Annotated in this window: 19 protein-coding genes; 14 read left to right on the forward strand and 5 right to left on the reverse strand. The window is 64.7% G+C overall.

The window, feature by feature from the left end:
- The first annotated feature begins 65 nt into the window (after window positions 1–65).
- On the forward strand, window positions 66–1520 hold the full coding sequence (gene ntrC / locus VI26_RS07340) for a nitrogen regulation protein NR(I) (RefSeq protein ID WP_048409095.1): 1455 nt from the start codon (window positions 66–68) through the stop codon (window positions 1518–1520).
- Between the two features lie 30 nt (window positions 1521–1550).
- Complete coding sequence (locus VI26_RS07345) at window positions 1551–2291, forward strand: ABC transporter substrate-binding protein (protein WP_048409096.1); 741 nt, start codon at window positions 1551–1553, stop codon at window positions 2289–2291.
- Between the two features lies 1 nt (window position 2292).
- Here the strand turns inward: VI26_RS07345 and VI26_RS07350 are convergent, their stop codons facing one another.
- Window positions 2293–3225, reverse strand: coding sequence for a LysR family transcriptional regulator (locus tag VI26_RS07350; RefSeq protein WP_048409097.1), 933 nt, complete (start codon window positions 3223–3225; stop codon window positions 2293–2295).
- Between the two features lie 93 nt (window positions 3226–3318).
- Here VI26_RS07350 and metE point away from each other — a divergent pair, with 93 nt between their 5' ends.
- The gene (gene metE, locus VI26_RS07355; protein ID WP_048409098.1) at window positions 3319–5610 is read left to right on the forward strand and encodes a 5-methyltetrahydropteroyltriglutamate--homocysteine S-methyltransferase; all 2292 of its coding nucleotides are present in this window, start codon (window positions 3319–3321) and stop codon (window positions 5608–5610) included.
- Window positions 5611–5669: 59 nt separating this feature from the next.
- Here metE and VI26_RS07360 read toward each other — a convergent pair whose 3' ends face one another.
- From VI26_RS07360 to VI26_RS07370, 3 genes are all read right to left on the reverse strand, one after another.
- Window positions 5670–6128: a histidine phosphatase family protein gene (locus VI26_RS07360; RefSeq protein WP_048409099.1), complete on the reverse strand. Its 459-nt coding sequence runs from the start codon at window positions 6126–6128 to the stop codon at window positions 5670–5672.
- A gap of 114 nt (window positions 6129–6242) precedes the next feature.
- Window positions 6243–6959 (reverse strand): LrgB family protein, encoded by a 717-nt coding sequence (locus VI26_RS07365; RefSeq protein ID WP_048409100.1) that lies wholly within the window; start codon window positions 6957–6959, stop codon window positions 6243–6245.
- A complete protein-coding gene (locus VI26_RS07370; RefSeq protein ID WP_048409101.1) occupies window positions 6946–7311 on the reverse strand; it encodes a CidA/LrgA family protein in 366 nt (121 codons plus the stop codon). Before VI26_RS07370 ends, VI26_RS07365 begins: the two co-directional genes overlap by 14 nt.
- Before the next feature lie 131 nt (window positions 7312–7442).
- On the opposite strand from VI26_RS07370, the gene VI26_RS07375 reads away from it, so the two are divergent.
- The 3 genes from VI26_RS07375 to VI26_RS07385 all read left to right on the forward strand — a co-directional run bounded on the left by VI26_RS07375 (window position 7443) and on the right by VI26_RS07385 (window position 9201).
- The gene (locus VI26_RS07375; protein ID WP_231580972.1) at window positions 7443–7967 is read left to right on the forward strand and encodes a chorismate lyase; all 525 of its coding nucleotides are present in this window, start codon (window positions 7443–7445) and stop codon (window positions 7965–7967) included.
- Window positions 7968–8005: 38 nt separating this feature from the next.
- A complete protein-coding gene (ubiA, locus tag VI26_RS07380; protein WP_048409118.1) occupies window positions 8006–8839 on the forward strand; it encodes a 4-hydroxybenzoate octaprenyltransferase in 834 nt (277 codons plus the stop codon).
- Window positions 8840–8994: 155 nt separating this feature from the next.
- Entirely contained in the window at window positions 8995–9201 is a 207-nt protein-coding gene (locus tag VI26_RS07385) for a hypothetical protein (RefSeq protein ID WP_048409103.1), read from the forward strand.
- A gap of 126 nt (window positions 9202–9327) precedes the next feature.
- Here the strand turns inward: VI26_RS07385 and VI26_RS07390 are convergent, their stop codons facing one another.
- Window positions 9328–9624, reverse strand: a complete 297-nt coding sequence (locus VI26_RS07390) for a helix-turn-helix transcriptional regulator (protein ID WP_019100570.1) — start codon at window positions 9622–9624, stop codon at window positions 9328–9330.
- Between the two features lie 103 nt (window positions 9625–9727).
- Here VI26_RS07390 and gpmI point away from each other — a divergent pair, with 103 nt between their 5' ends.
- The 8 genes from gpmI (at window position 9728) to ettA (ending at window position 20520) form a co-directional block, all read left to right on the forward strand.
- Complete coding sequence (gene gpmI, locus VI26_RS07395) at window positions 9728–11251, forward strand: 2,3-bisphosphoglycerate-independent phosphoglycerate mutase (RefSeq protein ID WP_048409104.1); 1524 nt, start codon at window positions 9728–9730, stop codon at window positions 11249–11251.
- Between the two features lie 246 nt (window positions 11252–11497).
- A complete protein-coding gene (locus VI26_RS07400) occupies window positions 11498–12826 on the forward strand; it encodes a murein hydrolase activator EnvC (RefSeq protein WP_048409105.1) in 1329 nt (442 codons plus the stop codon).
- Between the two features lie 43 nt (window positions 12827–12869).
- A complete protein-coding gene (locus tag VI26_RS07405; RefSeq protein ID WP_048409106.1) occupies window positions 12870–14297 on the forward strand; it encodes a S41 family peptidase in 1428 nt (475 codons plus the stop codon).
- Between the two features lie 144 nt (window positions 14298–14441).
- Window positions 14442–15746: an amino-acid N-acetyltransferase gene (gene argA, locus VI26_RS07410; RefSeq protein ID WP_048409107.1), complete on the forward strand. Its 1305-nt coding sequence runs from the start codon at window positions 14442–14444 to the stop codon at window positions 15744–15746.
- Between the two features lie 87 nt (window positions 15747–15833).
- Complete coding sequence (locus VI26_RS07415; RefSeq protein WP_048409108.1) at window positions 15834–16106, forward strand: oxidative damage protection protein; 273 nt, start codon at window positions 15834–15836, stop codon at window positions 16104–16106.
- Between the two features lie 71 nt (window positions 16107–16177).
- Entirely contained in the window at window positions 16178–18235 is a 2058-nt protein-coding gene (ppk1, locus tag VI26_RS07420; RefSeq protein ID WP_048409109.1) for a polyphosphate kinase 1, read from the forward strand.
- Between the two features lie 49 nt (window positions 18236–18284).
- The gene (locus VI26_RS07425; RefSeq protein WP_048409110.1) at window positions 18285–18764 is read left to right on the forward strand and encodes a DUF456 domain-containing protein; all 480 of its coding nucleotides are present in this window, start codon (window positions 18285–18287) and stop codon (window positions 18762–18764) included.
- Window positions 18765–18852: 88 nt separating this feature from the next.
- On the forward strand, window positions 18853–20520 hold the full coding sequence (ettA, locus tag VI26_RS07430) for an energy-dependent translational throttle protein EttA (RefSeq protein ID WP_048409111.1): 1668 nt from the start codon (window positions 18853–18855) through the stop codon (window positions 20518–20520).
- The last annotated feature ends 113 nt before the right edge of the window (window positions 20521–20633 follow it).

Genomic DNA, 20633 nt, shown 5'->3' on the forward strand with positions numbered 1-20633 from the left:
TGAACGATAAAAACACCTTGCGGCGACCGGCCAAGGCCGGCGAGCCCCACCATGAGGATTCCGTGATGAAGCAAGCGGTATGGATTATTGACGACGACAAGGCGATACGCTGGGTGCTGGAAAAAGCGCTGGGCCGCGCCGGCATCGGCTTCGACAGCTTCGCCAGCGCCGACGACGCGCTGAACGCGCTCTACGACCGCACGCCGCAAGTGATCATCTCCGACATCCGCATGCCCGGCATAGACGGACTGAAGTTCCTGGCCAAGGTCAAGGGCGAGCATCCGGCGCTGCCGGTCATCATCATGACCGCGCACTCGGACCTGGACTCGGCGGTGGCGGCCTTCCAGGGCGGCGCCTTCGAATACCTGCCCAAACCCTTCGACGTCGACCAGGCGGTCTTGCTGATCGAGCGCGCGCTGGCGGAAAACAGCCCGGCCAGCGCCGCGGACAACGCGACGGAAGCGATGCCCGCGCTATTGGGCCAGGCGCCGGCGATGCAAGACGTGTTCCGCGCCATCGGTCGGTTGTCGCAATCCAACGTCACCGTGCTGATCACCGGTGAATCCGGCACCGGCAAGGAAAGAGTCGCCGAAGCGCTGCACCGCCATTCCGTGCGCGCCGGTCGCCCCTTCATCGCGCTCAATACCGCCGCCATACCCAAGGACTTGCTGGAATCCGAGCTGTTTGGCCATGAAAAAGGCGCGTTCACCGGCGCGCTGGCCACCCGCCGCGGCCGCTTCGAAGAGGCCGAAGGCGGCACGCTGTTCCTGGACGAGATCGGCGACATGCCCACCGAACTGCAGACCCGGCTGCTGCGCGTGCTCTCCGACGGCCACTTCTACCGCGTCGGCGGCCACACCCCGATCAAGGCCAATGTCCGCGTCATCGCCGCCACCCACCAGAACCTGGAGCAGCGAGTGCGCGACGGCCAGTTCCGCGAAGACCTCTACCACCGCCTGAACGTGATCCGGCTGCGGCTGCCGCCGCTGCGGGAGCGGCGCGAGGATATCCCGCTGCTGGCGCGCCACTTCCTGTCCAAGAGCGCGGTGCAACTGGGCGTAGAGACCAAGCGCCTCAGCGATGCCGCCATGGACGTGGTCAAGCACAGCCCGTTCTCCGGCAATGTGCGCGAACTGGAAAATCTGTGTCAGTGGATCAGCGTGATGGCTCCCGGCCAGACCGTGGAAGTGGCCGACCTGCCGCAGGAACTGCGCGAACCCGCCGCCGCCGGCGCGCACAGCGCCAGCGGCGATGCCCAGGCCGACTGGCCGCTGCTGCTGGCCGAGGAAGTCAGCCGCCGTCTGCGCGGCGGCGAAACCGGCATCATCGACGAATTGACCCGCCGCTTCGAAGCCAGCTGCATCCGCAGCGGCCTGGCGCACACCGGCGGCCGCAAGGTGGAAGCCGCCCATCTGCTGGGCTGGGGCCGCAACACCCTGACCCGCAAGATCCAGGAACTGGGTTTGGAAGCCCATGCTGACGAAGCGCATGACAAAGCCGAGCCGGGGCTCATAAAATGAAACCATGATCATTGCCGCGAGGACGCGCCCATGCCCAAGCCCGTACTGGCTCTGCTCGCCCTGCTGGCCGGCGGATGGACGCACGCCGCGCCCGTCTTGCGCATCGTCGTCGGCAATGCCGAGCCGGCCCCCTTCGTCGACTACTCCCCGCCCCGGCTGTCCGGCCCCGCCATCGAACTGGTCAAGACTGCGGCGGAGCGCTGCGGCCTGAGCCCGCAATTCCGCCCGCTGCCGGCGCGGCGCGTGCTGCGCAGCCTGGCGCTGAGCCAGGCCGACGCCGCCGCCATGCTGTCCTTCCAGACTGACCGAGCCAAGCAGATGCGCTACCCGATGCGCGACGGCCAGGTCGATCCGCGCTACCGATTGGCCGCCATGTCCTATGTGCTCTATGTGCCGCAGCAATCGGCGCTGCGCTGGGACGGCCTCCGGCTGGACCTGCCCGAGGATGAGAAAGTGGGCGTCAACCGCGGCTGGGCGATCACTCGCGAATTGAAAGCCCGGCGCATCGCGTCGGAAGAAGGCGGCAATATGGCGGAAAACTTCGCCAAGTTGCAGGCCGGGCGCATCGCCGCTTTCGCCATGCATGAACCCGGCGGCGATGCCTATCTGGCCGGCCAGCCGCAACTGCACATGAAAAAGCTGCAGCCCCCGCTCAAGACCGAAAGCAACTACCTGGTGTTCAGCCAGGCCTACGGCCAGGCTCATCCGGAGCGCATGCGCTGCGTCTGGAATCAACTGCCGCCGCTGCGCCGGCAACTGGCCCTGCCCTGAGTCAATTGGTCGCGCCCAGCGGCGTCAGCCCCGGCAAGGTGGCGAAGCTCTGCTCGCGCACCGTGGCCAGGAAGTCCTGCATATAGGCCAGGCCGCCATCGTCGCTGCGCACCGCCGCGTACAGCTCGCTGCTCAAACCGCGCTCGCCGATAGGCCGCGCCACCACGTAACCGCGCTCCAGATAGGGCTTGACCGCCCAATACGGCAGAGCCGCCACTCCACGGCGGCTGGCCACCAGCTGGATGATGGCGATGGTCAGTTCGCTGCTGCGCCGCGCCGGATTGATCCCCGCCGGCCGCAGCACCTTGCGCACCAGGTCCAGCATTTCGTCCGGCACCGGGTAATGAATCAGCGTCTCGTCGGCGAAATCCTCCGCCAGCCAGCAGCGCTTGTGCGCCAGCGGATGGTCGCGCGCGACGATGCCCACCATTTCATAAGCGAACAGCGGCTGGAAATCGACGCCGGCCTGGGTTTCCGCCTCCGACACGATGGCCAGATCGGCGCGGTGGCTCAGCAGCAGACTGACCGGGTCGATGTGGAAACCGGACACGATGTCCAGCTCCACGCCCGGCCAATGCTGGCGGAACGCGTCCATCGCCGGCATCAGCCAGTCAAAGCAGGTATGGCACTCCACCGCCACGCGCAATTCGCCGGCCTCGCCCTGGCGCAGCCGCGCCAGGTCGCGCTCCGCCGCCGCCACTCGCGCGTTCAGATCATGCGCCAGCGTCAGCAAACGCTCGCCGGCGGCGGTAAAACGCAATGGCTGGGTCTTGCGCTCGAACAAGCTCATGCCATAGCCCTGCTCCAATTGTTTCAACTGGTGCGACAGCGCCGACTGGGTCAGGAACAGGCGGCTGGCGGCCAAGGACACGCTGCCGGTTTCGGCCAGCGCCAGCAGGGTGCGCAGATGTCGGATTTCCAGAATGCTCATCATGAATTCATTTCATGTTAAATGGCAAAATAATGAGTTTGTATCATACAGCAGCTTGCGCAATGCTAGGGACATCACGAACCAAGGAGTCCACCCATGACCACCCTGCACTTGCTCGGCTTTCCCCGCATCGGCGCCAAACGCGAACTGAAAACCCTGCTGGAGAATTACTGGAAGAATGAAATCGACGAGACCGCGCTGCTCGGCGGCGCGCGCGAACTGCGCCAGCGCCACTGGCTGCTGCAAAAAGGCGCCGGCGTGGAATTGTCACCGGTTGGCGATTTCTCCCTCTACGATCATGTGCTGGACGCGCAGCTGCTGGTGGGCGCGGTGCCACCGCGCTTCGGCTTCGACCCGGCGCAACTGAGCACGGAACAATACTTCCAGCTGGCGCGCGGCAACGCCAAACAGCCGGCGCTGGAAATGACCAAATGGTTCGACACCAATTACCACTACCTGGTGCCGGAATGGCATGCCGACACCGCTTTCCAGGCTCAGCCGCAGCGCCTGCTGGCGCAAGTGCGCGAAGCCCAGGCGCTGGGCCTGCGCGCCAAGCCGGTGCTGCTGGGGCCTTTGTCCCTGCTGTGGCTGGGCAAGAGCAAGGGCGCCGACTTCGACAAGCGCGCGCTGCTGCCCGGCCTGCTGCAAGCCTACCGCGAGCTGCTGGCCGCGCTGGCCGAGGCCAAGGTGGAATGGGTGCAGATCGACGAGCCCATCCTGGCGCTGGACCTGCCGCAAGAATGGCTGGCCGCCTTCGAGCCCGCCTACCGGCAATTGCAGGACGGTTCCTTGAACCTGCTGCTGGCCACTTACTTCGGCAGCGTCGCCGAACACGCCGAACGGCTCAAGCGCCTGCCGGTGGCCGGCCTGCACCTGGACCTGGTGCGCGCGCCGCTGCAGCTGGAAGCCTTCGCCGCCGGCTGGCCGCAGGACAAGGTGCTGTCCGCCGGCGTCATCGATGGCCGCAATATCTGGCGCGCCGACCTGTCCCGCGTGCTGGCCGGCCTGCTGCCGCTGGCCGCCGAATTGGGCGAGCGCTTGTGGATTGCCCCCAGTTGCTCCTTGCTGCACACTCCCTTCGACCTGGCCGCGGAAACCCAGCTCGATGTCGACGTCAAGACCTGGCTCGCCTTCGCGGTGCAGAAGCTGAACGAGCTGAAGGTATTGAAGCGCGGCGTGGAACAAGGCCGCGACGCCATCGCCAATGAATTGGCCGGCAGCGATTACGCCCGTCAACAGCGCGCCGCCAGCCCGCTGATCCACCGTCCCGATGTCCAACAGCGGCTGGCCGCGCTGCCAGCCGACGCCGATCAACGCCACAGCGCCTATCCGGTCCGCGCCGCCGCGCAGCAAGCCTGGCTCAAGCTGCCGCTGCTGCCCACCACCACCATAGGCTCCTTCCCGCAAACCGCGTCCATCCGCAGCGCCCGCGCCGGCTTCAAGCGCGGCGAACTGTCCGCCGATGCCTACCGCCAGGCGATGCAGCAGGAAATCGAGCTGGCGATCCGCCGCCAGGAGGCGCTGGACATCGATGTGCTGGTGCACGGCGAGGCCGAGCGCAACGATATGGTGGAGTACTTCGGCGAGCAATTGTCCGGCTTCGTGTTCACCGCCGGCGGCTGGGTGCAAAGCTACGGCAGTCGTTGCGTCAAGCCGCCGATTCTGTTCGGCGACGTGGCGCGGCCACAGCCGATGACCGTGGAATGGGCGGAATACGCGCAAAGCCTGACCCCGCGTCCGGTCAAGGGCATGCTGACCGGCCCGGTCACCATCCTGCAATGGAGTTTTGTCCGCGACGACCTGCCGCGCGGCGAAGTCTGCCGCCAGATCGCCCTGGCGCTGAACGACGAAGTGCGCGACCTGGAAAGCGCCGGCATCCGCGTGATCCAGATCGATGAACCGGCAATCCGCGAAGGCCTGCCGCTGAAGCGCGCCGACCGCGCCGCCTATCTGGACTGGGCCGGCCAGGCCTTCCGCCTGTCTTGCCACGGCGTGGCCGACGCCACCCAGATCCACACCCATATGTGCTATTCGGAGTTCGGCGACATCCTGCCGGCCATCGCGGCGCTGGACGCCGATGTGATCACCATCGAAACCTCGCGTTCGGACATGGAGCTGTTGCAGGACTTCGGCCACTTCCGCTACCCCAACGCCATCGGCCCCGGCGTCTACGACATCCACAGCCCGCGAGTGCCGCCTGAGGCGGAAATTCAGCAACTGCTGGAAAAGGCGCTGCAAGTGATCGAGCCGGAAAAACTGTGGGTCAATCCCGATTGCGGCCTGAAAACCCGCGGCTGGCCCGAGGTGGAGGCCGCGCTCGCCAGCATGGTCAAGGTCAGCAAGACGCTGCGACAACGATTGGCGCAGGAGACCGACGCCGTCGTTTGAAACCTTGGAGACCGACAAGAAAAAGGCCCCTCGATCGAGGGGCCTTTTTAGGTTTCGGCTCAGGGCTGCAACATGCCCGGCGTCATCATCGCCTTCAAGCGCGTCTGCTCAATGCCATGGCGCTCGCGGTGGCTCAGCCACCAGATCGAACCCTTCTTCACGCTCCACAACTGTTGCTGCTCCGACAACAGAGCGGATGTCAGCCAACCGATATAAGGCTGATGGCCGACCAGCACCACGGTGCGGTTCGCTTCCGGCCAGCCTATCGCCTCCAGCACCTCTTGCGGCGATGCCGTCGGGTTCAGCGCCGGCACGGTCTGAAAGCTCTTGGCCAGCAGCGCGGCGGTCTGCTGCGAGCGCTTGGCCTCGGACGCCAGCAATAGATAGTCGCGCGGCAGGCGCACCCGCAGCCAGGACGCCATCTGGCTGGCCTGCTGCTGGCCGCGTCGCGTCAAGGCGCGGGCCAGATCGTCGGAACCTTCCTCGGCCTCGGCATGGCGCCACAAAATCAAATCCATACACACCCCTCGTAAAAATATTTTTAATTCCGCCGCAAGCGAGCCAAGTCGGGCATCCGCTGATGACGGGATGCGCGGCTTGGCGCGACTGCGCAATGAAAACCGCCGGTCCGCCTACAGCGGGAACAACGCCAGCAGCAAGGGCACCAGCAAGGCGGTGAGCAAGCCGTTCAAGCCCATCGCCAGCCCCGCGAACGCCCCCGCAGTCTCCGACAACTGGAACACCCGCGCCGTTCCTATCCCATGCGCGGAAATGCCGGTGGCAACGCCCAGCGCCATATCATCGTGCAAACCCAGCGCGGCGAACAGCGGCCGCGCCACCACCGCGCCGAAAATTCCGGACAGGATCACGCACATCGCCGACAACTCGGGCACCCCGCCTATGCCCTGGGCCACGCTCATCGCGATCGGCGTGGTCACCGCGCGCGTGCTCAGCGACAGCAAGACCTCGTGCGGCAGGCCGAACAGCCAGCCAAAACCCACCGCGCTGACGATGCCGGCCAGCCCGCCCAGCAAAATGCTCAGCGCCAGCAGCCCCGCCGCGCGCTTCAGGCGGCTCAGATTGCCGTACAAGGGCACCGCCAGCGCCACCGTCGCAGGTCCCAGCAACATCTGGATCAACTGCGCGCCCTGCATGTACTGGCGATAATCGGTGCCCGACAGCAATAGCCAGCCCAACAGCAACAGCACGCCGATCAGCACCGGATTGGACAAGGGGTGGCCATGACAGCGCCGATTCAGCCACAAAGCCAGACGATAAGCCAGCAATGTGACAAACACCCCGGTCAACGGCGACGCGCGCAAGGCGCCCAATGCCTCAATGCCCGCCATGGCCGCTCCTGCGACGCCGCCGCGCCAGCATCCAGTGCAGGGCCAGGCCCGGCACCAGCAACGTGGTCAGCGTGGACAGCGCCAGCACCGCCGCCAGCCGCGCGCCGTGCTCGGCCAGCAAGCCCTGGTAGGCCAGCACCGCGCCGCCGGCCGGAATGAACAGCAAGGACATATGCGCCAGAAAACGCGGCACCTGGATTTGCAGCGTGACCGGCACGCCGCGGCGCACGCTCAGCGCGACAAACAGCAACAACATGCCCAGCACCGGGCCGGGCAGCGGCAGGCCCAAGCCTCGCGCCAGCACTTCTCCCGCCAATTGAAAACCCAGCAAACACAATGCGGTCTCTATCACCTCAGCCCCCAGCCAAACAGCAATGCCAACATGATAATGTGCCGGCGCGCGCTTGGGGATAGACAGATGCGCGCGCCCAGGCCGCAGATGGGACGGGACAAGGCCGCGCCGGCTTTGGCATAATGCGCGCCATGCCCCATCACGCACTCTGGCGACCGCAGCCCCCCGCGCTGCCCGCCGCCGTACTATCCTGCCTCACCGAAGCCGGCTCGCTGACCGAACGGCTGCAAGCCACCGGCCGCCGCTTCGCCGTGCGCGTGCTGAAGCAGCAAACCGGCCCTTGCCTGGCTGACGAAGCGCCACTGCTGAGTCTGGCCGCCGGCGCGCCGCTGCTGGCGCGCGAAGTGGCCTTGACCCTGGACGACACCCCGGTGGTGTTCGCCCGCAGCGTAGCGCGCCTGGACTGCGCGGACTGGCTGCCCATTCTAGACCGCGGCAGCCGCTCCCTGGGCCTGACCTTGTTCAGCGAGTTGCCGGATTTACGCCGCGACCCCTTGCATTACCAATTGATAGACGCCGACCATCCGCTGTTTGAACCCGCGGCGGCGCTGAGCCCGCATCAAAGCTATCCGGCGCGGCGCTGCCGCTTCCTGCTGCGCCAGGCGCCCTTGCTGATCTGCGAACTGTTTTTGCCGGAACTGGAGACTTTGCTGTGATCACCGCCGCCGTTTTCAAGGACCGCTTCTCCGTGTACATGCAGTTGATGCGCATGGACAAGCCCATCGGCACCTTTTTGCTGCTGTGGCCGACGCTGTGGGCGCTGTTGATCGCCGGCCACGGCCGGCCCGATCCGCTCATCGTGCTGATTTTCATCATTGGCACTTTCTTGATGCGCTCCGCCGGCTGCGTGGTCAACGACTACGCCGACCGCGATTTCGACGCCCATGTGGCGCGCACTCGGCTGCGCCCGTTCGCCCGCGGCGCGGTCAGCAAGAAAGAAGCCTTGCTGCTGGCCGCCGGCCTGGCCCTGCTGTCGCTGCTGCTGATCCTGCCGCTGAACCGTCTGACCTTGCTGTTGAGCCTGCCGGCGCTGTTCATCGCCGCCACCTATCCGTACACCAAGCGTTTCTTCCCGGTGCCGCAGGCCTATCTGGGCCTGGCCTTCTCCTTCGGCATCCCGATGGCCTTCGCCGCCCAGGCCGGCGAGGTGCCGGCGCTGGCCTGGCTGCTGTTGCTGGCCAATGCCTGCTGGACGCTGGCTTACGACACCGCCTACGCCATCAGCGACAAGCCTGACGATATCAAGATCGGCATCAAGACCTCGGCGCTCACCTTCGGCGATCACGACGTGCTGGCCGTGATGCTGTTCCACGCCGCCTTCCTCGCGCTGATGACCGGCATCGGCCTGCACCTGGCGTTGAACTGGCCTTATTACCTGTCCCTGCTCTGCGCCATCGCCCTGATGGCCAAACAGTACCTGGACATCCGCGAACGCGACCGCGCCGCCTGCTTCAAGGCCTTTCTCGACAACAACCGCGTCGGCGCCGTCATTTTCGCCGGCGTCGCCGCCAGTTACTGGTTGTTCTGAGCTTCAAGCCGATGGCATGAATTTGCGCCACGGCAAGTTTTTATGAATTTGTGTGAACTTTCCCGCCAGGCGCAAATCCCAGACAGGGCATATCTCACCCATTTGGGATTGCAGCCGGCATGCACCGCCGGCTTTACACAAGAAAGGTCACAATCATGAAAAAACTGATTTCCGCTCTGATCGCCGCTGCTTTTGCCACCACCGCCCTGGCCGCCACCCCGGCTTCCGCTCCTGCCGAGAAGAAGATGGAGCACAAGGCCGAACACAAGAAAGCCGGCAAGAAGCATGCTTCCGCGCCCGCCAAGCACAAGAAGCACGCTCACAAGAAAGGCGAGCACAAGTCGGCTTCCGCCGCCAAGTAATTGAGCCCCGGCGGTTCAGCTTGACGCAAAAACGCCGCGCTTCCTTGAGAAGCGCGGCGTTTTGACATTCCAATTTCAGCGACAAAACCGGCTCATGCCGGTAGCGCGGATTCGACTGGCGGCGATTTACTCGCCGAAACCACAGAATACTTCGCGCATCATCTTCAGCACCTCCAGCGTGCGGATATCGCCAACGCGGTAATAGACGCGGTTGGCGTCCTTGCGCGTGCGCAACACGCCCTTGTCGCGCATAATGGCCAAATGCTGAGAAATGTTGCTCTGCGACGTGCCGACCTGCTCGACTATGTCCTGCACGCTCACTTCCTGGTCTTCCAGCACCGATATGATCTTCAGACGCAGCGGGTGCGACATCGCCTTCATCGCCCTCGAGGTCTGCTCGATCTGGTCATCGTTGAACAGCAAGGCTTCTCTCCCTGTAGAGTCATTATATTTAGTCTGACTGCGGTACAATACTACACTAAATCCAATACCATCAAGATTTTCTAATATTCAGAATGTGAATGCCATGAAATCCATCAAACCGGTGTTGTTGTTGATTCTCGACGGTTTTGGCCATCGCACCGAAGGCGATGACAACGCGATTCTGCATGCCTCGATGCCCAACTGGAACCGCCTGCGCCAGACCTTCCCCTACGGCACCATCAATGCCTCGGAAAATTTCGTCGGCCTGCCCTCCGGCCAGTTCGGCAACTCGGAAGTCGGCCATCTGAACATCGGCGCCGGCCGCGTGGTGCAGCAGGACATCAGCCGCATCGACTGCGACATCGAGGACGGCCGTTTCGCCGCCAACCCGGTGTTGGGCGCGGCGATCGCCAAGGCCAAGGACTCGACGCTGCACATCATGGGCCTGCTGTCCGACGGCGGCGTTCACAGTCATGAAAACCACATTCATTCGCTGATCCGCGCGGCCCAGGCCGCCGGCGTCGCGCGCATCCTGGTGCACGCCTTCCTGGACGGCCGCGACACCCCGCCGCGCAGTGCCAAGACCTATCTGGAACGGCTGGACGCGGTGCTGGCCGAATGCCCGTCCGCGCGCCTGGCATCGGTGACCGGCCGCTACTGGGCGATGGACCGCGACAAGCGCTGGGAACGCGTGGAACCGGCTTACCGCCTGCTGGTGGAAGGCGAAGGCCTGTACCATGCCCGCAGCGGCCTGGAAGCGCTGGAAGCCGCCTACGCCCGCGATGAGAACGACGAGTTCGTCAAGGCCACGGCCATCGGCGAAACGGCCGGCATGCGGGACGGCGATGTCGTCGTGTTCATGAATTTCCGCGCCGACCGCGCGCGCCAGCTGGTCAGCGCGCTGACCGACCCGGCCTTCGACGGCTTCAAGGCGCGCCAGCCCAAGTTCGCCGACTTCGCCACGCTGACCTCCTACGGCGAGGCCTACAGCCAACTGTCCATCGCCTATCCGCCGCAAAAGATCAGCAACGGCTTTGGCGAATACCTGGCCAGCCAGGGCCTGAAACAGCTGCGCATCGCCGAAACCGAGAAATACCCGCACGTTACCTATTTCTTCAACGGCGGCGAGGAACAGGTTTATCCCGGCGAGGATCGCATCCTGGTGCCATCGCCCAAGGTGGCCACCTATGATCTGCAGCCGGAAATGAACGCCGGCGAAGTCACCGACAAGATCGTCGCCGCCATCGCCTCCGGCCAGTACCAGGCCATCATCTGCAACTACGCCAACGGCGACATGGTCGGCCACAGCGGCATCTTCGACGCCGCGGTCAAGGCGGTGGAAGCGCTGGACGGCTGCATAGGCCGCTGCGTGGAAGCGATGCGCGCCGCCGGCGGTGAAGTGCTGATCACCGCCGACCACGGCAATTGCGAGCAGATGTACGATGCCGAGCATCATCAGCCGCACACCCAGCACACGCTGAGCCCGGTGCCCTTCCTCTACGTCGGCCGTCCGGCCCGGATTCGCGCCGGCGGTTCGCTGCGCGACATCGCACCGTCGCTGCTGGCGATGATGGGCCTGGAACAACCAACGGAGATGACTGGTCAATCGTTGATCGAATTCCAATAAGAATCTGTTCTAATAGTCTGCTGCGCTTCAGCAATACAGCGTTAAAAACGCTTTCTGAATGCTCATGTACCGCTTTGTGCATTCCGCTGCTTCAAGCGTTTGCGCCTTGTTTCGCTCTGGCTGGCGAGACTTTAGAACGGACTCCAAGACCCGCCGCCGCCGGCTTCGCCGGCGTCAAGGAGCCGGACCCCTCGCTCGAGGACGGGGCGTCCGGCTCGCGGCCCAAGAGAAAGCACATTCCCGGCAATGAAATCCTATGTCCTGATGGCGACCCTGCTCGCCGCAGCCAGCCACGCCGCGCCGCCGGCTTCCGCCGCGCTGTCCACCACGCCGCATCAGCAAGACCTCAAATCGGTGCGCAAGGAAATCGACACGCTGAAAAAGGACATCGCCCAGAAACAGGTGGTGCAGAAAGAGGCCCAGTCGGCGATCAAGGAATCGGAACAGGCCATCGCCCAGACCAACCAGGCGCTGGTAAAGCTGGAAAAGAAACAAAGCAGTTCCGAGCAGCAGCTCGAAGCGCTGCGCGCCCAGATCAACGCCAGCCGCAACAACCTGGCCGCGGTGCGCCAGCGCGTCGGCCAGATGCTGGCGCGCCAGTACAAGAACGGCCAGCACGATGCGATGAAGCTGATGATGAACGCGAATGATCCCAATCAGAACGCGCGCGACCTCGCCTACTATCAGCATATCGCCCGCGCCCAGCAGCAGTTGGTCGCCCAGTTGATCACCCACCAGCATGAACTGGAAGCACTGTCCTTCCAGCTGGAGCAGGAACTGGCCCGCCTCAACTCGCTGTCGGACCGCAAGAGCCAGGAAAAGAGCTCGCTGCAGCAGGACAAGGCCAGCCAGCAGCAGGAGTTGAGCAAGGTCACCGGCGAGATCAAGTCCGGCCAAAGCAAGCTCAGCCAGCTGCAGGAAAACGAAAAGCGCCTGACCGGCCTGATCGCCCAGATCAACCGGGAAATCCAGCGCCGCCGCGCCGAAGCCGCGCGCAAGGCGGCGGAGGAACGCAAGGCCAAACTGGCCGCCGCCCGCGAAGCGGCGCGCAAAGAGAACGAGCGCCGTCGCAAGCTGGCGGAAAGCGCCAAGAAACAGGGCAAGCCAGTGCCGGAGGAAGCCAAGCGGACGGTCACGGTGAAAGAGGAAGCGATCACCGACGTGGCCGACGACAGCGCCGCCGGTCGCGCCTTCGTCAGCCTGCAGGGCAAAATGAAGATGCCGGTGGCCGGGCAATTGGTCGGCCGCTTCGGCAAGCCGCGCCAGCAAGGCGTCAGCTGGAAAGGCCTGTTCATCCAGACCGCCAACGGCACCCCGGTGCGCAGCGTGGCCGACGGCACCGTGGTGTTCGCCGATCAACTGCGCGGCTTCGGCAACGCCATCCTGATCGACCATGGCGGCAACTACATGACGGTCTATACCGGACTATCGGTAATAGGCAAATCCGTGGGCAGCGGCGTCAAGGCCGGTGACACAATCGGCAACACCGGAACACTGGACAGCGGCGAATCCGGCCTGTACTTTGAAATCCGACACATGGGACGCCCCCTAAACCCGCAAGCCTGGGCGCGCTGAACCGGGCAACGGAGACAGATAACAAATCATGAGCAGCCAAAGAATGAAGAAGATTGCCTGGCTAGTGGCCGGCGCCATGGCCGGCGGCGTGCTGACGCTGAGCATGCAAGCCTTTGCCGACAAGGGCGAATCCCCGCTGCCGCTGAGCGAGTTGCGCACCTTCGCCGAAGTGTTTGGCCGCATCAAGCAGGACTATGTCGATCCGGTGGAAGACAAGAAGCTGATCACCGCGGCGATCAAGGGCATGCTGACCGGGCTGGACCCGCACTCCGACTACATGGACCCGGATGCGTTCAAGGAACTCAAGGAAGGCACCCAGGGCGAATTCGGCGGCCTCGGCATCGAAATCGGCGCCGAGGACGGCCTGGTCAAGGTGGTGTCCCCTATCGAGGATACCCCGGCGCAAAAGGCCGGCATCAAGAGCGGCGACCTGATCATCAAGATCGACGACACCCCGGTGCGCGGCCTGTCCCTGACCGACGCGGTGAAGAAGATGCGCGGTAAGCCGGGCACCAAGGTCACGCTGACCATCGCCCGCAAGACCGAAACCAAACCGCTGGTATTCACGCTGGCGCGCGCGGTGATCAAAACCAAGAGCGTCAAGTACAAGCTGCTGGAACCGGATTACGGCTATGTGCGCATCACCCAGTTCCAGGAGCACACCTCCGAGGATCTGGCCGCCGGCATCCAGGCGCTGTACAAGGAGAACAAGCAGGGCCTGAAGGGCCTGGTGCTGGACCTGCGCGACGACCCGGGCGGCCTGCTCAACGGCGCGGTCGGCGTTTCCGCCGCCTTCCTGGCCAAGAACCAACTGGTGGTGTACACCGAGGGCCGTACTCCTGACGCCAAGATGCGGCTGACCGCCAATCTGCAGAACTACGCGCGCCCCAACGGCAGCGACCCGCTGTCCAAGCTGCCGCAGGATGCCCGCAACGTGCCGCTGGTGGTGCTGGTCAACGGCGGCTCGGCCTCGGCGTCGGAAATCGTCGCCGGCGCACTGCAGGACCACAAGCGCGCGGTGCTGGTCGGCACCCAGACCTTCGGCAAGGGCTCGGTGCAATCCATCATGCCGCTGGGCAACGCCGGCGGCATCAAGCTGACCACCGCGCGCTACTTCACGCCCAACGGCCGCTCGATCCAAGCCAAGGGCATAGTGCCCGACGTGGTGGTGGAAGACGGCACGCTGACTGCGGCCGAACAGGCGCTGCGCCTGCGCGAGGTGGACCTGGAAAACCACCTGGCCAATCCCAACGGCGAGGACAAGGCCCCGGCCAAGAGCAGCGCCAAGCCCGCGGCCGCGCCCAAGCCGGCCCCCGCGCCGGCCAAGCCGGACGACGGCCAGGACAAGGCCAAGCCGGAAGAAAAGAGCCAGTTCGGCCCGCGCGATCCCAATCCGAAGAACGACAACCAGCTGTCGCAGGCGCTGAACATTCTCAAGGTCCAGCAGATCCTGCAGAAAAAAGGCAGCTGAGCCGCTCGCGGCCACCCACGCACGCCCCTGGTTTTTCCAGGGGCGTTTTTCATGCGCGCCCGTCATCGTCCTTCTGCAAAACATCGTCATTCCTGCTACGCTATCCGGCTGAACCCTAGTTTCCCGGCCGGAGCCGCAGCCCTCATGCTTACCCGCGAATTCGTGCTTTCCTTTCGCGAAGCCGCCCCCTATATCAACGCCTACCGCGGCAAGACCTTCGTGCTGGCCGTCAGCGGCGAAACCCTGCAGGACGGCGAATTCGCCAGCCTGGCGCAAGACATCAACCTCCTGGTCAGCCTGGGCGTGCGCATCGTGCTGGTGCACGGCATCCGCCCGCAGATCGAGGGACTGCTGAAACGCCACGGCATCGCCCGCCTGTTCCACCGCGACCGCCGCGTCACCGACGCCGCCACCATGGACGTGGTCAAGCAGGCGGCCGGCGCCACCCGCTGCGATATCGAGGCGCTGCTGTCCATGGGCATGCCCGATTCGCCGATGCACGGCGCCCACCTGCGCGTGGCCGGCGGCAACTTCGTCACCGCCCAGCCGCTGGGGGTGCTGGACGGCGTGGACATGCAATACACCGGCCAGGTACGCCGCGCCGACGGCGCCGCCATCCGCGCCCGCCTCGATCATGGCGAACTGGTGCTGCTGTCGCCCATCGGCTACTCGCTGACCGGCGAGGCCTTCAACCTGACCATGGAAGAGCTGGCCACCCACGTCGCCATCACCCTGAAGGCGGAAAAACTGATTTTCGTGATCGAGCAGCGCGGCGTGATGCTGAACGAGGAACTGATCAGCACGCTGACCGCTCAGCAGGCCGAAGACCTGCTGGCCTCCGGCCAGCTGCAGGACGACGTCAGCGCCTATCTCCCTTACGCCATCCGCGCCACCCGCGAAGGCATTCCGCGCGCCCACTTGATCAGCCGCCACGCCGACGGCGCCTTGCTGGTGGAGCACTTCACCCGCGGCGGCAACGGCACCATGATCGCGCGCGATCCTCTGGTACGGGTGCGCAACGCCAGCATCGAAGACATCGGCGACATCATCGGCCTGATCCAGCCGCTGGAAGAACAAGGCGTGCTGGTCAAGCGCAGCCGCGAACACCTGGAAGTGGAAATCGGCGAGTACTCGGTGCTGGAACACGACGGCAAGATCTACGGCTGCGTGGCCATGCACCCGTTCACCGACGCCGGCACCGCCGAACTGGCCTGCCTGGCGGTGGCGCAAGACAAGCGCGACGGCGGCTTCGGCGAAATGCTGCTCAAGCACGTGGAATACCAGGCGCGCACCCAGGGTCTACAATCGCTGTTCGTGCTCACCACCCAAACCGCGCACTGGTTCGTCGAACGCGGCTTCGCCGAGGCGGACAAGAGCGCGCTGCCGCTGGCGCGGCAGCAGTTCTACAACTATCAACGCCGGTCCAAGGTTTTCGTCAAGGTCTTGTAAGACTAGGGCCGCGCCGTGGTTGGAAGCGTTTCATCTCTGTGACACAATGTTGAATTAACCTTTTTCCGATATTTTAAGGATTGCGCCATGAGCAGAACCGTCAATTGCGTCAAGCTGGGCCGCGAAGCCGAAGCCCTCGACTTCCCGCCGCTGCCGGGCGAACTGGGCAAGCGTGTGTTTGAGAATGTATCCAAGGAAGCCTGGCAAGGCTGGCTGCGCTATCAAACCATGCTGATCAACGAAAACCGCCTGAGCCTGGCCGACGCCCGCGCCCGCCAGTACCTGGCCGCGCAGCTGGAAGCCTACTTCTTCGGCGACGGCGCCGACGCCCCGGCGGGCTATACCCCGCCGCAGAACTAATCTCCATGCCCAGCCCTCCAAGCGAGGGCTTTGTTTTTCCCTGAACTCTCCACTGTTGGCTTGAACCCCGTATGTCACACACGCAAGACTTGCTGATCAACCGCGAACTGGGCCTGCTCGAATTCAACCGCCGCGTGCTGGCCCAGGCCGAAGACGCCAACCTGCCGCTGCTGGAACGGCTGAAATTCCTGTGCATCGTGTCCTCCAACATGGACGAGTTCTTCGAAGTGCGCGTGGCCTGGCTGCAGGAAACCGCCGTGGCCACGCCGGAGCGCATCCTGGCCGACGGCTCCACGCCGGAACAGGCGCTGGCCAAGGTGGCCACCGCCGCGCACCAGCTGGTGCGCGACCAGTACGCGGTGATGAGCGAAGTGCTGTTCCCGGCGCTGCGCGAGGAAAACATCATCTTCCTGCGCCGCAGCGAGTGGAGCCAGGCGCAGCAGCAATGGGTGCAGGACTTTTTCTTCCGCGAGCTGATGCCCATCCTGACCCCTATTGGTCTGGACCCGTCCCACCCCTTCCCCAAGGTGCTGAACAAATCGCTTAACTTCGCGGTGGAACTGGAAGGCCGCGACGCCTTCGGCCGCGCCTCCGGCATCGCCATCGTGCAAGCGCCGCGCATCCTGCCGCGCGTGATCAAGCTGCCGGCCGAAGTCAGCGACGGCCATCGCCACACCTTCGTGTTCCTGTCCTCCATCCTGCACTCCCACGTGCACGAGCTGTTCAGCGGCATGGCGGTCAAGGGCTGCTACCAGTTCCGCGTGACCCGCGACAGCGAGCTGACGGTGGAAGACGAGGACGTGAAAAACCTGCGCACCGCGCTGCAGGGGGAATTGCGCCAGCGCCAGTTCGGCGACGCGGTGCGGCTGGAAATCGCCGACACCTGCCCGGCGCACATGGAAGAATTCCTGCTGACCCAGTTCAACCTCAAGCCGCGCGACGTCTACCGCGTCAACGGCCCGGTCAATCTGGTGCGGCTGATGCAGGTGCCGGACCTGGTGGATCGGCCGGATCTGAAGTTCACGCCCTTCATCCCCACGCTGCCGGAGATGTTGCGCAAGAAGACACCGCTGTTCGACGCCATCCGCAAGGGCGACATCCTGCTGCATCACCCATTCCAGAGCTTCCAGCCGGTGATAGACATGCTGACGCTGGCCGCGTCCGATCCGCACGTGGTGGCCATCAAGATGACGGTGTACCGCACCGGCACCGACTCGGTGCTGATGGAATCGCTGATCGCCGCCGCCCGCGCCGGCAAACAGGTGACCGTGGTGGTGGAACTGATGGCGCGCTTCGACGAAGAAGCCAATATCGGCTGGGCCAGCCGGCTAGAGGACGCCGGCGCCCACGTGGTCTACGGCGTGATCGGCTACAAGGTGCACGCCAAGATGCTGATGGTGGTGCGCCGCGAAGAACACGGCCTGCGCCGCTACGTGCATCTGGGCACCGGCAACTACCACCCGCGCACCGCCCGCCTCTACACCGACTTCGGCCTGCTGACCTGCAATGAGCAGATCGCCAGCGACGTCAACGACATCTTCGTGCAGCTGACCGGCCTGGGCCGCGCCAGCCAACTCAAGCTGCTGTTCCAGAGCCCGTTCACGCTGCACAGCATGGTGATGGAGGCGATAGACCGTGAAATCGCCCACGCCCAGGCCGGCAAACCGGCGCAGATCATCGCCAAGATGAACGCCCTGCTGGAAAGCCAGGTGATTCACGCGCTGTACCGCGCCAGCCAGGCCGGGGTCAAGATCCAGTTGATCGTGCGCGGCGTGTGCGCGCTGCGGCCCGGCGTGCCGGGCTTGTCCGACAACATCAGCGTGCGCTCCATTGTCGGCCGCTTCCTGGAACACCCGCGCGTGTTCTACTTCCACAACGACCGCAAGGAAGACCTGCTGATCGCCAGCGCCGACTGGATGGGCCGCAACTTCTTCCGCCGCATCGAAACCTGCGTGCCCATCGTCGACGCCAAGCTCAAGCGTCGGGTGATCAAGGAAGCACTGCGTCTGTACCTGGACGACAACGTCAACGCCTGGGACATGCTGCCGGACGGCAGCTACAAGCGCCGCACCTCCCGCGGCAAGCCGCATTGCGCGCAATTGCAGCTACTGGAAGAGTACACCCGCTGACACCCGGCCCGCGGCCACGCCGCGGGCGCCCTCCCCCGCAAGGACAACCATGGAAATCGCCGGCTACAGTCTCGCCGCCCTGCTCGTCATCGCCGGCCTGGCCGGCACCATGCTGCCCATCATTCCCGGCCTGCCGCTGATGTTCGGCGGGCTGCTGCTGGCCGCCTGGCTGGACAACTTCAACCACCTGGGCGCCATCAGCCTGATCATCATGGCCCTGCTCACCGCGCTGGGCCTGGTGATTGATTTCTTCGCCGGCCTGCTCGGCGCCAAGGCCAGCGGCGCCAGCAGCCAGGCGCTGTGGGGCGCCTTCATCGGCGGCATCGTCGGCATGTTCTTCGGCCTGGCCGGCGTGCTGCTCGGCCCGCTGGTCGGCGCCATCATCGGCGAGTTCATCGCCCGCAAGGACGCCTTCCAGGCCGGCAAGGTCGGCATCGGCACCTTCATCGGCTTCATCGTCGGCGCGGTGGCCAAGGTGGCCTGCGCCTTCGCCATGCTGGCGACCGCGGCGCTGGCGCTACTGTTCTAGCGGCCGGCTACGCGGCCGCGTGGCTGGCCTAAACCGGGGGATTTGGTAGAATCCCGGTTTATCCCCTTTCAATCCAGCGTGAATACCGATGGCACAATATGTAATGTCCATGCTCCGCGTGAGCAAGATCGTTCCGCCCAAGCGCCAGATCATCAAGGACATCTCCCTGTCCTTCTTCCCCGGCGCCAAGATCGGCCTGCTGGGCCTGAACGGCGCCGGTAAATCCACCGTGCTGCGCATCATGGCCGGCGCGGACAAGGAATACGAAGGCGAGGTGCAGCACCTGGCCGGCGTCAAGATCGGCTACCTGCCGCAGGAACCGCAGCTGGACCCGGAAAAAACCGTGCGCGAGGAAGTGGAAAGCGGCATGGGCGACGTGATGGGCGCGCAGAAGCGCCTGGAAGAGGTGTACGCCGCCTACGCCGACCCGGACGCCGACTTCGACGCGCTGGCCGAAGAACAGGCCAAGCTGGAAGCCATCATCGCCGCCGGCGCCAACGACAACGTCGAACACCAGCTGGAAATCGCCGCCGACGCGCTGCGCCTGCCGCCGTGGGACGCCAAGATCGGCCCGCTGTCCGGCGGCGAGAAGCGCCGCGTGGCGCTGTGCAAGCTGCTGCTGTCCAAGCCCGACATGCTGCTGCTGGACGAACCCACCAACCACCTGGACGCGGAATCGGTGGAATGGCTGGAGCAATTCCTGGTGCGCTTCCCCGGCACCGTGGTGGCCGTCACCCACGACCGCTACTTCCTGGACAACGCCGCCGAATGGATTCTGGAACTGGACCGCGGCGAAGGCATCCCGTGGAAAGGCAATTACTCCAGCTGGCTGGAACAGAAGGAAGCCCGCCTGGCGCAGGAAGCCAAGAGCGAAGGCGCGCGCATGAAGGCGATGAAGCAGGAACTGGAATGGGTGCGCCAGAACCCGAAAGGCCGCCAGGCCAAGTCCAAGGCGCGTCTGGCCCGCTTCGAGGAGCTGTCCAGCTACGAAACCCAGAAGCGCAACGAAACCCAGGAAATCTTCATTCCGGTGGCCGAGCGCCTGGGCAATGAGGTGATCGAGTTCAACGGCGTGTCCAAGGGCTTCGGCGACCGCCTGCTGATCGACAATCTCAGCTTCAAGGCCCCGCCGGGCGCCATCGTCGGCATCATCGGCCCCAACGGCGCCGGTAAATCGACGCTGTTCAAGATGATTGCCGGCAAGGAACAGCCGGACAGCGGCGAGGTCAAGATTGGCCAGACCGTGCAGATGGCCTTTGTCGAGCAGACCCGCGAGGGCCTGGACGGCGACAAGACCGTGTTCGAGGACGTGGCCGCCGGCGCCGACATCCTCACCGTGGGCAAGTTCGAAATGTCCAGCCGCGCCTACCTCGGCCGCTTCAACTTCAAGGGCGCCGATCAGCAGAAAAAAGTGGGCATGCTCTCCGGCGGCGAACGCGGCCGCCTGCACCTGGCCAAGACCCTGCTCCAGGGCGGCAACGTGCTGCTGCTGGACGAACCCTCCAACGATCTGGACGTGGAAACCCTGCGCGCGCTGGAAGACGCGCTGCTGGAATACGCTGGCACCGTGTTCGTGATCTCTCACGACCGCTGGTTCCTGGACCGTATCGCCACCCACATCCTGGCGGCGGAAGGCGAATCGCAATGGACCTTCTTCGACGGCAACTATCAGGAATACGAGGCCGACAAGAAGAAACGCCTGGGCGAGGAAGCCGCCAAGCCCAAGCGGATCCGCTACAAGCCGATCAGCCGTTAAGAGCCTGGTTACGATCTGCTGCGCGTCGGCGATACGGCTCATGTACCTCAAGTACATTCCGCTTTCTCTGCCGTTTTCGCCTTGTCTCGCCTTAGCTCGCGCGATCGTAAACA

Source organism: Chromobacterium sp. LK1, assembly GCF_001043555.1.
GTDB classification, from domain to species: Bacteria; Pseudomonadota; Gammaproteobacteria; order Burkholderiales; family Chromobacteriaceae; genus Chromobacterium; species Chromobacterium aquaticum.